We start from the raw sequence: 13,987 nt of genomic DNA on the forward strand, positions 1-13,987 counted from the left end.
TTAGTCTAATGCTAAAGTCAGTCTAATTTTTATTAATTTTTTGTGATTCAGGTTATAAGTGACCTGTCTAATTAGAGTGTTTCCTCATACATTGGATACAATGCTTGTTACATAGGTGAATTCCACCATGAAACTTAGATGGAAATCTCTAATTTTAGCTGTTAATTGGGTTTCAATTTCTTTTTTAACCTTTGTTGCTGTTATTTTATCTCAACCGAGTTTACCCTCAGTAGCGCAAGAACCTGCGGTTATTATTGACACTAGTAAAACTCAAATTGATGACACTGTAACAGAGAAAAAAGATGAGGAATCAAATCCCAAGGTGGGAACACCCCAAAAATCAGACTCATCCACAAATAACAATCAAGAGACTGATGAAGATAAGGGTAAAAATCGAGAAGATTTAGAAGAAATAAAACTCAGTCCTTCCGAACTTGCGCGTCAAAACAAATTGATCGAAGCCGATCGACTTTATCTCACTGGAAATATTTCAGCAGCAGAAAAATTGTATCGGGAAGCTAAAGAACCTTTTACCGATACGGAAAATCTTGAAGAACGTAAAGCAGCAATTGTCGATCCGACCCAACTTTCTCCAGGAGGTAAAGTATATTGGCGCGAAGCACAAGCTGGAATCGCCAGTCAACTACAGACTAAAACATTAGTTTCCCTAAATTTGTTGGTTGAAAAAAATCCGGAATTTATTCCCGGTCATATAAAATATGCTGAATCTTTAAAAAAATATGGCAAAGAGAAGAAAGCATTAGAGGTTTTAGAACGAGCTAACTCTTTGTACCCCGATGAAGTAGATCTAGTAAAATACAGAGTTCAAGCCTTAGCAGAATCAAAAAAATGGATGGAAGCTTCCCTCGCTGCGCGTCAATTTGCGATCCTCAATCCCCAAGCTCCCCAAGCTCCAGAATTAAAAGAACTTGCTGATAAAAATCTCAAACGCTTCAAATCCCATATCAGAAGAGAAGTTCGGGGAAATGCGATCGCTAATGTAATTACTGGTGCATTGGGTTACGCTGTCACAGGTAGTCTTTTTGGTCCATTTTCAGCTTTAGATTCTACTTTGCTATTACTTAAGGGTGAAAAATCTATTGGTGAGTCAGTAGCGAAGCGAGCTAAAAAACGCTTAGATCTAGTTGAAGATAAAGAAATTGTAGATTATGTTAACGAAATTGGGCAAAAACTTGTTAAAGTAGCTGGACGCGATGAATTTAAATATGAGTTTTTTGTAATTCCCGAAAAAAGTCTTAACGCTTTTGCTTTGCCTGGTGGTAAAGTATTTATTCACGCAGGAGCAATTGCTAAAACTAATTCTGAAGCAGAATTAGCCGGTTTAATCGGTCACGAGTTATCTCATGTAGTTCTTTCCCATGGATTTCAGCTAGTAACTCAGGGTAATTTAGTTTCTAATGTCACTCAGTATTTGCCTTTAGGGGGTACATTCGGTCAAATACTTACTTTCAATTACAGCCGCAAAATGGAAAAGCAAGCTGATAGACTGGGTACCCGTTTAATAGTTGCTTCCGGATATGCTGCTGATGGTTTGCGGAACTTAATGTCAACTCTGGAAAAAGAACAAAAAAATACTCCTCCTGCTTGGTTATCTTCTCACCCTGCGGGTAACAAACGCGTCCGCTATCTTGAAGAACTAATTTCTGAAAGTGGTTATAACCGCTATGCTTATGAAGGAGTAGCACGTCACCAAGAAATTAAAGCAAAAGCCAAACAAACAATTAAAGATTTTGAAGATAAGAAAAAAGATAAAAAAAAGCGCCGAAGAGAAAACAAAAAGAAACGTAAATTAGTTGATCAGGATTGAATCAAAATATCAAAATTTTTCGTCACAACGGCTATAACCTTGCCTGATGATTTTTGTAGGAGGATGATTTATGTTACTAAAGAACTGGCAATTTTTATTATTTGGTAGTTTGGGATTATCAATATTTTTCGGTAATTCAGTAGTCTTAGCTCAATCAAATAGATCATCCGATAGTGTTGTAGTACCTACCGGTTCAACAAATACCAGGTCGAGAACATCATCCTCAAGTAATTCTTCAAGACAAATCAACCGAAATGTAAATATAGATAATTCAGTTAACGGACGTTCGACTTCAACTAGAACAAAAACCCGAACTAGAAGAAATTCGTCGTCACCGATTACTACTGCAACTCGTTTTAGCTGTGCAAGTTATGGTGGTGAGTATACGGTGATGTACCAACCTGAGACTCAAGCGGGACAGTACTTCCCTTGGGCTAAACCCAGAAAAATGGGTGGTGGTTGGGATCCAATTAAACGTTGTAACAAGATTGCTGAACGTTTAGAGCGCTATCGTCCGGATGGTTTAACAGAACTGAGAACATCTTCACTCAATGGGTATAACATCCTTTGCGTAACCAGTGAAGCAGATCCATCTTGTAGGATTGTACTGACAGTTCCTCAAGATAAGGATCCCTATGAGGTTCGTAACAACGTATTCGAAAATCTAATTGCTGCTGATAGTGGAAGAGAAACTGTAGGAGTAAGTACTTACTCTGCAGATAATGGAGATTTTGAGAACATTATCAACATGGGACGTTCTCTGCTTGGAAGCAGTAAGAAACCCAATTCAGCATCTCAAAAGAGAATTAATTTGAAACCTTTTTTAGATCCGAAAGATGGTGGAAGCGGAAGTCAATTGAAGAAAGGGGTTAACTTGGGTGAAAGCAAAAATCAATCTGGTTTGGAATTAAACACTGATCGCTTGCGTTAATCAGATAGTTTAGTTTTTATCTAACTTGCGCCATTTTCAATTAGTTCAACAATCTACCTGGGAATTTTTTTTCGAGGTAAACTGTTCGATTGAATGTAGTTTGGTGCAAGTTATACTGCTATGCACAAGTCAAAAGTCAAAATTATCCTTATTACCTATAGGGATCATATTTGATTTTTGTTGGCGTAAGCTTGCGCTTTGCTAATAATAATCAAACCGGAGTCCTATAGTGATCTATTATTTTTCTTCAAGTTAAAATAATTAAATAGATTGATAGAGTAATGATAAGTTGTTTACATGTTTTTGGATATTTAGTTTTTGTTACTTAACTCAACAAAATGTTAAATTAATTTAGCTGAGTATTTAACAAAATATGTTTGGTAGACCCCAACGAATCGAGCCAGGACCAGGTCAAGAATCAGTGTGGGATTATCCCCGTCCACCCCGTTTAGAAGATACGGATAAACACATTCGAATTATTTTTAATAATGTAACGATCGCGGATACCCGTCGAGCCAAAAGATTTTTGGAAACTAGTCATCCACCAACTTATTACATCCCCCCTGAAGATGTAAAAATGGAGTATTTGACTAGAACATCAAACTCCAGTTTTTGTGAATGGAAAGGACGTGCGGCTTATTATTCAATTCGCGTTGGTGACAAAGAAGCTCAGAATGTAGCTTGGTTTTATCCCGATCCAACACCTGATTTTGCATCCATCAAAGATTATCCATGTTTCTACGCTCAATTTATGGATGCTTGCTACGTTGATGATGAGTTAGTACAAGCACAAATGGGTAATTTTTATGGGGGTTGGGTAACCAAGGATATCGTTGGACCTTTTAAAGGTGGTGCTGGTACTTGGGGTTGGTAAATCTTTATTTAGTACAAAAAAAATTTAAGCATTAGGAATTATTTTCATTCCCTATGCTTTACGGTGAACCTTAACTTTTCTGTTAGGGTCTTGTTTTTTCACCCATTTAATAAATTTTTGCATCTGAGCTTCATTGATTAATTTTTCTTTGGAGTTAAGTTCCCGTGCTAAGCGCCTATTGTCAAATAAAGTATGAATTTGTCGATGACAAGCAGAACAAATATTAATTTTGGGAACGTGATGACCTTTTTTCTGTCTGGGAATGAGATGATTAATTGTTAGTTTCTCTACATCTCGTTCGCATAGCTCACAAGTCATATAGTTTACCTGCTTTTATTCGCTTATTTATTTTTTATATACCTATAAATTACTTTATCGTTTGAGGTTCAAAAATTAAGTAAGTACCACCCAAAGCTTCTACAATTGTACGGGTATTAGTAGTCATCATTCTTTGGTAACTGTCTACATCACCACCGGATTTTTCTAGAGTGTTAGTAAATAAGGGTCTTTGTGATACTTCAATCTTCGCAGCTTTCGCTACAGATTTAGTTAATTTTAAATCCGTGTTTGTGTCGGAAAAAATTACTTGAGCTTTATCTTTTCTAATATTTTCAGCAAATTTTTCTATCCGTTTTTGTGAAATATTTTGATTGTTATCAATACTAATCAAATGTCTTTTAAAAGGAAAGTTATAAGCTCTAACATAATAACTCATTGCATCGTGAGTTGTCACAAACTTACGTTTTCTGTTGGGAATACTAGCTACTCTAGATTTAATCCACCTATCGATTTGTTTTAATTCACTATTAATTTTTTTGGTATTTTTTGCATAAACTGATGCATTTTCAGGACTTAATTTGGCTAGATTCTCATTAATGACTTTTGCCATTTCAATCCCATTTTCGGCATCATGCCAAACATGAGGATCGGCTACATTTTTGCCATTTAATTTTAATTTTCTCGGATTGGGTACTGCAACTTCTGCTACAGAAATTTTTGGTACAGAATTATTACTGTTTTCAATTAGTTCTATTAATTTAGACTCTAAATCATAACCATTAAAAAGAATCAATTGGGCTTGTTCTATGGCTTCACTGTCTTCTGATTTGGGTTTATAAAAATGAGGATTAACTTTTGGAGGAATCAAGCATTTAATTCGGATAGTATCTGCAGCAATTTGTTTGGTTAGATCGCAAATAATATTTGTAGTTGCTAATACTTTGGGTAAATTTTTATTTGCTTTGCTCGAATCAACAGTCGTTGCAGAAGGTTTGGAAGTCTCTTTTACTTGGTTTCGATTGTTACATCCGAATAATCCGACAGACAGGGCGATCAAAGTTATGCCGAAAGTTATATGTGCTAAGCTTCTTCTTGACATGGACAGTTAATAAATAGTAGCTGTTATGGATACAGCAAAATTTAGGGAATCAGAATTTAGAAATCAGAATATACCACACTTTGATGAGAGAGCAGGAATCAGAATTTTGAATTCAGGATCGTAAAGTTCCTATTACCTATTACTCATTAGGAAACTCCACAAATATAATATGTGTTTAAGCGGCGACAAGTAATATCGAAGTTAATACTTATGGATGATGTCAATATTATTTATGCAAAAACTGGAAAATATAGTTTTGTATAGAAATTAATAAGTTTCCTATGGAAAGCATAGGAAACCTAAATAAATTAGTTCAAAATTGATTTCTCTAAACCAAAAATCAGTGGTTTATCAATTAGATTTAACTTTTGAATTTCGTCATCGAATAATAAATTTTATGGTTAAAAATTTCTAGGGGATGGTAGCTTACCTTGCAATTCTAATCCAGATTTAACACAAGCACTACAACCACAACCAAGATGTTCTCTGAGCGGATCGGATTGTTCTGAGATCCTAGGTGCTGTTAATGCAAGGGTTTGTTGTTTTTGCAACTTGGGAACTACATGTGCGGTTGTCGGTGTGGTTTTAACTACAGATGCTTCCGCAGGATGAACAAACAACAAGGTTAACGCAACGGAAAAAGGAGATATGAGGAAAATTAGTTTAGCTAATTTCATGGTTAGTTTTTAACAAGGGGCTTGTTGATACAGCATAGCTAATTTTTGTAGATTTAGTCACGCCTAAGTTGGAGAAAGAAAGATAATACAGAGGAAGGACTAAAACAAGAAGAAATGACGTAGTTTATTTATTATTTTGTTCCTGTATTACAAATAAGCTGTTTGAGGTGCTGCTGTATCTTCAAACATATTGTATGAGCGAGGAGTTCATATTTGAGTAAATCAAAAAGCTAAGCTCCCTGGGAATCATTATTTTAAACCTACATTTTATGTTAAATTTAAAAGATTTTAGCTAAGTTTTCTAGCTAAACTTTCTATTCTACTAATTTGTTTTTGTTGTTTCACATTTAACAAATAGTGAATGTAATTCTCTAATTCTTCTTTTTGCTTTTCAGATTCATAAAGACGTTCGCGTAACTCTTGATTTTCTACTTTATATGTGACTATAAGTCTTTTAGATTGACGCAAGAAGAATTTCCAAAAAGAAAACATATTAGACGTTTGACCGAAAATGTAAGATGGTCTGTCCATAACTTTCAAATCACTACAGTTATCCTTTGATAAGGTCATACTGTGCCGAGACTTGGTTCTTTTGAGGCGTTCTAATTTTAAGTAGGTAACACTATTAGGATGCATTCAGGTTGTCTTATTTTTTATAATATAAATATTGAGAATATTCTAGCTAGCTTTTGATTTATCCTAAATCAAGATTTTTACGGATATTTTGATACTAATATTTACCAGTAGTTCACTTTTTATTGAGTTCTTCCTTTTTTCCAGACACGTAATTCTCCCGTTTCCGTACCTGCAGCAATGTGGGTTGCTTTGGGGTGCCAAGAGATACATGAGAAACCACTGGAAACACCTGTAAGTAATTGGGATACTTGTTGAGCTTCTTCCCATAAACATAACCAACCGTCCGCACCCGCAGAAGCGAGGAGAAAACTTTGGGGTGCAAAACTAACGGTACGAACTATATCTATATGATTGGTTAAGACTCTAGATTCCCAACCAACGGACTCATCTGCTGATTTTTCCCAGACAATAATTCCATCCATGCTGACAGTTGCTAATATCGGTGCACCTGTTTCGGTTGTAGCTTCTGACCATGTCAATTCACGAACTTTTCCTGGGAAACCGCGCATTACCCAAGGATCTGGATCTTGACGAGATAGTAATAATTTTGCTTCTACTACCGTCAAGGTATTACCCATATTGCAAGAAGCAATATATTTACCATCTGGAGACCACTCCATAGCAATTGTGGCAGATGGAATATCAAAAATATATGGTTCTTCTTTCGGGTTTTGATAATCCCAAACTTTGATTCCCCGATGACCGGAAGCTGCAATATATTTACCGTCACATGACCAGTCAATACCTAATACTGAAGAGTTTGAAAAATTCAATTTTGCTAAAACTTGTCCTGTTTCGGGGTTCCATACCTGTAAATCTCGTCCCAATCCAAAAGCCAAATGGTTATTAACTGGACTCCAGGATAAGCGATCGATCCATAAGGGAGCATTTTCTAAAGTTGCGATTAGTTGATTATCTCGCCAAACTTTAACTCTTCCATCCTGTCCTCCAACCGCCAAAAATTGTCCATCATGGGAAAATGCGAGACAATCTACGGATTCTCCACTTCCAATCTGTAAGTATTCAATTTGTAAGTGTTCCAGTTCTCGATCGCGCCATAATAAAACTTCGCCGTTGGAAGTAGTAACAGCTAAAGTTTCACCATCCGGAGACCAAGCCATGTCAGTAATATAATCCGATAGAGTATCAGAAAAATGCAGTTGAAATTCTTGTGACTTTAGGGTGGAAAGGTTCATTTGATTGGCGATTGGGATTAGGGATTTGGAATTGGGAATTTACTTAGGAATGAGAATTTAATAACCTGTAATTCTGAAATTTGGAATGGTGCGTTACGCGATGCTAACAGCACCCTACTTTTTTACTTTATTTAATCCACATTCCTTATTACTTGTTACTTATTACTCATTACTTATTACTCCAGGACTTACGCAACGTTAGCATAGCGTGTCCGTAGGACATAGATTTGTCATTGCGACCGAAACGTAGTGCAGGGTTAGCGTAGCGTCTCCGTTTAGGAGATAGCAATCCCAGAGTTTTTGCGTTAGCGCAGCGTGTCCGCAGGACATATACGTCGCGATCGCTCGTAATGACGCAATTACGTTAATTTTGCGTAAGTCCTGTACTCATTACTCATTACTCATTACTTATTACTCATTACTCATTACCCAATCCCTAAACCACACAAGCTTTGAAATTTTCTTGAAGGTTCGCTTCGTCCAAATTACGTCCAATGAAAACTAGTTCGCTTTGGCGCTTTTCTCCTTCTTTCCACTGACGGTCTGGTTTCCCGTCAAATATCATATGTACTCCTTGGAATACAAAGCGGTTATCTTCCCCAGCAATATTTAAAATCCCTTTCATGCGGAAGATATCTGGACCTTTGGTTTGTAATAAAGTCCCTAACCACTCATTTAATTTATCACCGTCCAATTCCCCTTCTTCGACTAAAGCTAAGGAATAAACGCTTTCATCATGTTCGTGAGCGTCTTCTCCCAAAAATTCTGGATCGATTTCTAAAGCCCGATCCAAATCAAAAGCTTTAACCCCTAATAGCGCATCCATTTCTACCTCAGCATTACGGGTACGGTGGATTTTCGCCATCGCATTCATGGTTCGGATTCGCTGTTCTAATTCTTCTAACTGCTCTGAAGTGACTAAATCGGTTTTGTTGAGCAAAATCACATCTGCAAAGGCGATTTGTTCTTGGGCTTCATCTGCATCCCAATGTTGCCAAATATGCTTAGTGTCCACTACGGTAACAACTGCGTCAAGTTCCAGTGTTTCCTTCATATCTTCGTCAACAAAGAAGGTTTGAATTACTGGTGCAGGGTCTGCTAATCCGGTAGTTTCAATCACCAAATGATCGAATTTATCGCGACGCTTCATTAAGTTACCGATGATACGAATTAAGTCCCCCCTGACTGTACAGCAAATACAGCCATTATTCATTTCAAATATTTCTTCATCGGCATCTATAACTAGTTTATTATCAATACCAACTTCACCAAACTCATTCACTATTACTGCAACTTTTTTACCGTGCTCATAGGTGAGAATGTGATTGAGAAGTGTTGTTTTACCTGCACCTAAATAACCAGTTAGCACGGTTACGGGTACTGTATTCATAGTTTCTAAAGTCATAGTTATTTTAATTAGGGTTTGGGGATTGGGAATTGGTGACTGGCGATTGGGAATTATAGCAATCATATCTGAGTTGTGGACAGTAAATCCTGTAGAGACGCGCCATGGCGCGTCTCTACAATATTTTGTTCATAAATGATTTAGGATTGCTATACAATAGAAAAATTATCTTATTCCCTATTTGCGATATCGCACATTTCAAAAAATAATCTTGAAAGTTTATAATAGCGCTTCTATAAAAAATGAAATCTACCAAAAGTTATTGATCAAAAGTTAATTTTCGGGAGACGTAGCGTGCTACGTCTCTACAAATCCTGACTCAAAAAAGGTGAAATCGCTTCAAATACTTCTCTTGGGTATTCTTCATGCATTCCTAAAGTACCTGCAAGTTTAGTGGAGTCTACTCCTGGTAATGCTGCTAAAGCATCCATTTCAGCCCGAGATGATGGTGGAGAAGATTCACCAATGATTACCATCAAAGGTATTGATACACTTTTCGCTAGATTAAGAAAATCATCTCGGTTTTTGACTGCATCAAGATTACCAGTTACAAAAGCAGCAGGAGCAAATCTACCTCCAGGTTGTTGAGTGTTACGCCATTTATACTCAATAAAATCCGATGTCAGTTTAGTAGTATCAGTATAAACATGACGGCGGTACATAAAACTTAAAAATCCAGGTGCGGTATTAAGTTTATACAGGAATTGACCAAGGATTGGCGATCGCACCAAATTTTTCACATTCCCTGCAACAGACTGACCTACACCCATGGTAGGTAAGGGACCGCGCCAAGTTGGAGCAACTAAAACGATCCGGGAAAAAGCATTAGATTTTTCTTTCTGGAGTTGTAATACATAAGCAGCACTGTGACCCGCAGCAACAACTGCTACGGGAGTATTAAATACAGAACTGACAAAATCTTGTAAAAATTTTTGATATAAAGCGGGTTTGTAATCAACCGATGGGCGCTCGGAATCTCCAAAACCAGGGAAATCAACGGCTACTGTTTGAAAATGGGGAGATAATAACTTTGCGATCTCCGCCATTTCCGAACGCATGGAAACTGTACTAAAAGCGGGAAGTAACAATATAGGGGAACCTTCACCCAAGCATTCATAAACGACCCGGATTTGTTGTTGTTCGTAGTTCCAGAGAAATTCTTTGACTGCACCACCAATTTTGGTTGGGGTTGATGCGAGGTTGGTCATGGTAGGGAATTAGCGATTAGGGATTGGGAAGGTTGATTTGTAAGGATGTGACGAAATAAGGGTTGATTTGTAGAGACGCGACAGAGCCTGCGGCGTCGGCGTTAGCCTCTGTCGCGTCTTTACAGGGTCTTCACCATCAACCAACTCGTCCTAGTTAATAAAACATACTTTTGATAAATGCTACTTTTTAGAATCAATTATTATCTATTGCTTGAGATTCTAAAGCTTTTTTCTGCATGGTTTTGAAAATATTATAAAAACCATTAGCGCGAGAAGGAGTCAAGCTCGCATTTAAACCTGTTTCTTTAATAAAATCGGGCGCTAATTGAACAATTTCATTTGCTGTGGATCCATTTAATCCCTCAATTAATAATCCAAGCAAACCCTTAGTTAATTGGGAATCGGAGTCGCCCTGATAAAATACCTTACCTTCATCTGAACTCGCCGTTACATACACCTGAGAAACACAACCAGGAACCTTATTTTCTGCAACTTTATCAGATTGGGGAAACTCAGATAGCCGTTGACCGTAGTAGATTAATTGTTCGTAGCGTCGCTTGTTGTCAGAAACGCGTTGAAAGCGTTTGACTATTTTAGCAAGTGCGGGTGGCAAGGAATCTGTTGTCGAGGACATATCAAAAGTGCAAACAATCTATCTCACCTTGAGTTTAGATGATTTTGGGGGGATTAGGGATTGGGGATTGGCGACCGGGGATTGGTTAATTCGGTAAATTCTTACTTACTCTTACGAGAAGGCTAACGCCAATGAATTTCGAATTTTTGCGTAGATTTCCGAAATTTCTTAAAGTAAGTGCGAAGTTAACATCGAGTATCAAGTCAAATCTACTTTATCTGTTGTAACTTATAAATAATATGTTTGTAGTAGCGCTTTAGCGCTATGAATAGTTTTTTTTTGCTACAGCCCCTACTACGAACTTTTTGATGGGTGTTGTAATGGATTCGATCTTAGAACAAACTGAAAAACCCTAATAATATAGGAATTTACGGTCATGACCGAACCTGTAACCTTAACTGCAACCGCGATCGCAACTCTGGCTTTCACTAAGTTTATTGAGGGTGGAGCTGGTAAATTAGCACAGAAGTTTACTGAATCTGCTTGGCAAAAAATTGATCAACTCCGGGAAAAAATCTGGAATAAGTTACGGGGTAAGAAAAATGCAGAAGCTGCAATGACAGCAATTGAAAAGGGTTCTGGGGAGAATATAAACCAAGAATTAAACCGTTTGGGGGTTTATTTACAGGATGTGATGAATGATGACCCCGAGTTTAAGGCTGAGTTAGAAGCGATCGCCCAGGAAATTAATGCTGGTAAATTACAAGATAATAGCCAGATGGTAATGAATATCGATGGTCAAAATAATACTGGCTATCAAACTAAGAATGAAGTCACTAATCAAGGTGGTGAGAACTATACTGCGGCTCAGATCACCATTAATAAAACTACTTGACTAAAGTCGTCAGATTCGGCACCTGACAAAGTAAATGCTGTTAGTACTATCATCGATAATAACCTTCCCGATCTCACTAATTGGCAGGGAAGGGAAAATGAACTTTACCAATTACAGCAATTGGTCGATTCTGGTGAGAAAAAGCTAATTGGTGTTACTGCTGCGGGTGGTTTTGGTAAATCGGCTTTAGTCGGAAAGTTTTATTTAAGTCTAAAAGGTTTTACACACAAGATTTGGACTAGTTTTAGTCAAGCTTATCCTTTTGCTGTTTGGGGACGTTGGTTATTAGATCAATTAAAAAGACCAGCACCAGAAAAAGATGATGATTTAATTATTGCTATTTGTCATGCTTTAGCATCAGAACGCTGTTTACTGGTTTGGGATAATTTAGAAACTCTGTTAAAGCCTGATGGAAATTGGGTAGATAATGGTTATCTCGAATTTTTGTTGAGTTGGTTTAGTTCCCACAGCGACAGCGTCATTTTAGTAACTAGTCGAGAAAAACCTAGTTTACCTGCAAATACTTTAAACCAAAGTAAATGGTTGTCACTCGATGGCTTAAGTACAGATGCTGGAGTCGCACTACTACAAGCTTTGGAAATTTCGGGAAATGATGTTGATTTACAGCAGTTTGTCAAAGATGCTGATGGACATCCTTTACTTTTAAAACTAGCTGCAGGGATATTACATGCAGAGGAAGGAGAAAATCCTGATATTACTGCATTACATGAAAATATCTTCGACATTCTTGGCTTACATCGTCACGATCCAGAAGCAAGTATTAGTAAGATTCTCGATGCTAGCATCGGTCGTTTGCGTCCAGAATTACAACTGTTTTTGCAAAGGTTGAGTATTTATCTTTTACCTTTTGACAGAGAAGCAGCAAGGGTTATGTGGGAAAATCTTAGCCCCAATGATTCTGCGATCGCACAACAAGAACAGGACTTACCCACGGACAACGTAAATACGGTCATTGCGACGCAGGTTAGCGTAGCGTTTCCGCAAGGAAATAGCAATCCCAAACCATTGGAAATTGTAAGTCCTAAAGAAATAGAAAAAGAATTGCGTAAGTTAGCAAAGCGTTGTTTATTACAGGAGAGAAGAGAAGAAAGAAAAAAGGAACGAACTTGGATTTTTCAGTTTCAACCGTTAATTCAAGATTATTTACAACAAAAAATTTCAGATCAAGAGAAGAAAATAGCCCATCAACAAGCAATTACCTATTACGAACAACACCGCAAACCACAGTTAAAGTCAACAGATGAACTGGATGCGGTCAAGGAATACCTACAGATTTTTTATCATAGCTGTGAAATTGGGCAATATTTATCAGCTTTTAACATCATTCAACAACAAACTAATCCTGATGAACGCTACAGTAGTTGTGATTTTGTGCTGCAATTTCGGGGTTATAATTCCATAAGTTTAAATCTCTACGAACGATTATTAGTACAATGGCGTCCAAAAATAGATGAAGAAGTCATACCTTTTATTGATACAGTTAAAGCTTATGGCGATGTTTTACAATTCCTCGATCAACGTGAGGAAGCATTAAACCGTTATCAAGAAGCTTTAGAATATTACCGCCAAATTGGGGCAAAGTTGGGTGAAGCTAATACGTTAAAAGCCATCGGCGATGTTTTACAATTCCTCAAACGTAGTGAGGAAGCATTAAACCGTTATCAAGAAGCTTTAGAATATTACCGCCAAATTGGGGATAGCTTGGGTGAAGCTAATACCTTAAGAGCCATCGGCGATGTTTTACAATTCCTCAAACGTAGTGAGGAAGCATTAAACCGTTATCAAGAAGCTTTAGAATATTACCGCCAAATTGGGGCAAAGTTGGGTGAAGCTAATACGTTAAAAGCCATCGGCGATGTTTTACAATTCCTCAAACGTAGTGAAGAAGCATTAAACCGTTATCAAGAAGCTTTAGAATATTACCGCCAAATTGGGGATAGGTTGGGTGAAGCTAATACCTTAAGAGCCATCGGCGATGTTTTACAATTCCTCGATCAACGTGAAGAAGCATTAAACCGTTATCAAGAAGCTTTAGAATATTACCGCCAAATTGGGGCAAAGTTGGGTGAAGCTAATACGTTAAAAGCCATCGGCGATGTTTTACAATTCCTCGATCAACGTGATGAAGCATTAAACCGTTATCAAGAAGCTTTAGAATATTACCGCCAAATTGGGGATAGGTTGGGTGAAGCTAATACGTTAAAAGCCATCGGCGATGTTTTACAATTCCTCGATCAACGTGAAGAAGCATTAAACCGTTATCAAGAAGCTTTAGAATATTACCGCCAAATTGGGGATAGGTTGGGTGAAGCTAATACCTTAAGAGCCATCGGCGATGTTTTACAATTCCTCGATCAACGTGAA

At 37.4% G+C, this 13,987-nt stretch carries 13 protein-coding genes; 5 read left to right on the forward strand and 8 right to left on the reverse strand.

Annotation, left to right across the window (positions count from 1 at the left end):
* Positions 1-127: 127 nt before the first annotated feature.
* The 3 genes from QNJ50_RS05205 (at position 128) to QNJ50_RS05215 (ending at position 3,633) form a co-directional block, all read left to right on the forward strand.
* Complete coding sequence (locus tag QNJ50_RS05205) at positions 128-1,828, forward strand: M48 family metallopeptidase (RefSeq protein WP_300632897.1); 1,701 nt, start codon at positions 128-130, stop codon at positions 1,826-1,828.
* Positions 1,829-1,898: 70 nt separating this feature from the next.
* Positions 1,899-2,759: a COP23 domain-containing protein gene (locus QNJ50_RS05210; protein ID WP_300632898.1), complete on the forward strand. Its 861-nt coding sequence runs from the start codon at positions 1,899-1,901 to the stop codon at positions 2,757-2,759.
* A gap of 373 nt (positions 2,760-3,132) precedes the next feature.
* Positions 3,133-3,633, forward strand: a complete 501-nt coding sequence (locus QNJ50_RS05215; RefSeq protein ID WP_300632899.1) for a DUF427 domain-containing protein — start codon at positions 3,133-3,135, stop codon at positions 3,631-3,633.
* A 51-nt stretch (positions 3,634-3,684) separates the two neighbouring features.
* On the opposite strand, the gene QNJ50_RS05220 is transcribed toward QNJ50_RS05215, so the two are convergent.
* From QNJ50_RS05220 to QNJ50_RS05255, 8 genes are all read right to left on the reverse strand, one after another.
* Complete coding sequence (locus QNJ50_RS05220; RefSeq protein WP_300632900.1) at positions 3,685-3,951, reverse strand: HNH endonuclease; 267 nt, start codon at positions 3,949-3,951, stop codon at positions 3,685-3,687.
* 49 nt (positions 3,952-4,000) lie between these two features.
* The gene (locus tag QNJ50_RS05225) at positions 4,001-5,011 is read right to left on the reverse strand and encodes a zinc ABC transporter substrate-binding protein (protein ID WP_300632901.1); all 1,011 of its coding nucleotides are present in this window, start codon (positions 5,009-5,011) and stop codon (positions 4,001-4,003) included.
* A 401-nt stretch (positions 5,012-5,412) separates the two neighbouring features.
* Positions 5,413-5,688 (reverse strand): hypothetical protein, encoded by a 276-nt coding sequence (locus tag QNJ50_RS05230; protein ID WP_300632902.1) that lies wholly within the window; start codon positions 5,686-5,688, stop codon positions 5,413-5,415.
* Positions 5,689-5,976: 288 nt separating this feature from the next.
* Complete coding sequence (locus QNJ50_RS05235) at positions 5,977-6,219, reverse strand: hypothetical protein (protein WP_300632903.1); 243 nt, start codon at positions 6,217-6,219, stop codon at positions 5,977-5,979.
* Between the two features lie 224 nt (positions 6,220-6,443).
* Positions 6,444-7,520, reverse strand: coding sequence for a hypothetical protein (locus QNJ50_RS05240; RefSeq protein ID WP_300632904.1), 1,077 nt, complete (start codon positions 7,518-7,520; stop codon positions 6,444-6,446).
* 436 nt (positions 7,521-7,956) lie between these two features.
* Positions 7,957-8,925 carry a GTP-binding protein gene (locus tag QNJ50_RS05245; RefSeq protein ID WP_300632910.1) on the reverse strand — a complete coding sequence of 323 codons (969 nt, stop codon included), beginning with the start codon at positions 8,923-8,925 and terminating at the stop codon, positions 7,957-7,959.
* 305 nt (positions 8,926-9,230) lie between these two features.
* Positions 9,231-10,133, reverse strand: a complete 903-nt coding sequence (locus QNJ50_RS05250) for an alpha/beta hydrolase (RefSeq protein WP_300632905.1) — start codon at positions 10,131-10,133, stop codon at positions 9,231-9,233.
* A gap of 193 nt (positions 10,134-10,326) precedes the next feature.
* Positions 10,327-10,767 (reverse strand): SufE family protein, encoded by a 441-nt coding sequence (locus QNJ50_RS05255; protein ID WP_300632906.1) that lies wholly within the window; start codon positions 10,765-10,767, stop codon positions 10,327-10,329.
* Positions 10,768-11,143: 376 nt separating this feature from the next.
* Between QNJ50_RS05255 and QNJ50_RS05260 the strand changes: the two genes are divergently transcribed.
* Positions 11,144-11,602, forward strand: a complete 459-nt coding sequence (locus QNJ50_RS05260; RefSeq protein WP_300632907.1) for a hypothetical protein — start codon at positions 11,144-11,146, stop codon at positions 11,600-11,602.
* A gap of 120 nt (positions 11,603-11,722) precedes the next feature.
* The coding region (locus QNJ50_RS05265; protein ID WP_300632908.1) for a tetratricopeptide repeat protein at positions 11,723-13,987 on the forward strand (2,265 nt) is incomplete at its 3' end.

Origin of the sequence: Mastigocoleus sp. MO_188.B34 (genome assembly GCF_030065675.1) — a bacterium.
Taxonomy (GTDB): domain Bacteria; phylum Cyanobacteriota; class Cyanobacteriia; order Cyanobacteriales; family Nostocaceae; genus Mastigocoleus.

What these genes read in the sequence shown, in the direction of transcription:
- QNJ50_RS05210 (WP_300632898.1), top strand. Translation starts at nt 1,899, where the DNA reads ATGTTACTAAAGAACTGGCAATTTTTATTATTTGGTAGTTTGGGATTA.
- QNJ50_RS05220 (WP_300632900.1), bottom strand. Translation starts at nt 3,951, where the DNA reads ATGACTTGTGAGCTATGCGAACGAGATGTAGAGAAACTAACAATTAAT.
- QNJ50_RS05225 (WP_300632901.1), bottom strand. Translation starts at nt 5,011, where the DNA reads ATGTCAAGAAGAAGCTTAGCACATATAACTTTCGGCATAACTTTGATC.
- QNJ50_RS05235 (WP_300632903.1), bottom strand. Translation starts at nt 6,219, where the DNA reads ATGGACAGACCATCTTACATTTTCGGTCAAACGTCTAATATGTTTTCT.
- QNJ50_RS05245 (WP_300632910.1), bottom strand. Translation starts at nt 8,925, where the DNA reads ATGACTTTAGAAACTATGAATACAGTACCCGTAACCGTGCTAACTGGT.
- QNJ50_RS05250 (WP_300632905.1), bottom strand. Translation starts at nt 10,133, where the DNA reads ATGACCAACCTCGCATCAACCCCAACCAAAATTGGTGGTGCAGTCAAA.
- QNJ50_RS05215 (WP_300632899.1), top strand. Translation starts at nt 3,133, where the DNA reads ATGTTTGGTAGACCCCAACGAATCGAGCCAGGACCAGGTCAAGAATCA.
- QNJ50_RS05205 (WP_300632897.1), top strand. Translation starts at nt 128, where the DNA reads ATGAAACTTAGATGGAAATCTCTAATTTTAGCTGTTAATTGGGTTTCA.
- QNJ50_RS05255 (WP_300632906.1), bottom strand. Translation starts at nt 10,767, where the DNA reads ATGTCCTCGACAACAGATTCCTTGCCACCCGCACTTGCTAAAATAGTC.
- QNJ50_RS05240 (WP_300632904.1), bottom strand. Translation starts at nt 7,520, where the DNA reads ATGAACCTTTCCACCCTAAAGTCACAAGAATTTCAACTGCATTTTTCT.
- QNJ50_RS05230 (WP_300632902.1), bottom strand. Translation starts at nt 5,688, where the DNA reads ATGAAATTAGCTAAACTAATTTTCCTCATATCTCCTTTTTCCGTTGCG.
- QNJ50_RS05260 (WP_300632907.1), top strand. Translation starts at nt 11,144, where the DNA reads ATGACCGAACCTGTAACCTTAACTGCAACCGCGATCGCAACTCTGGCT.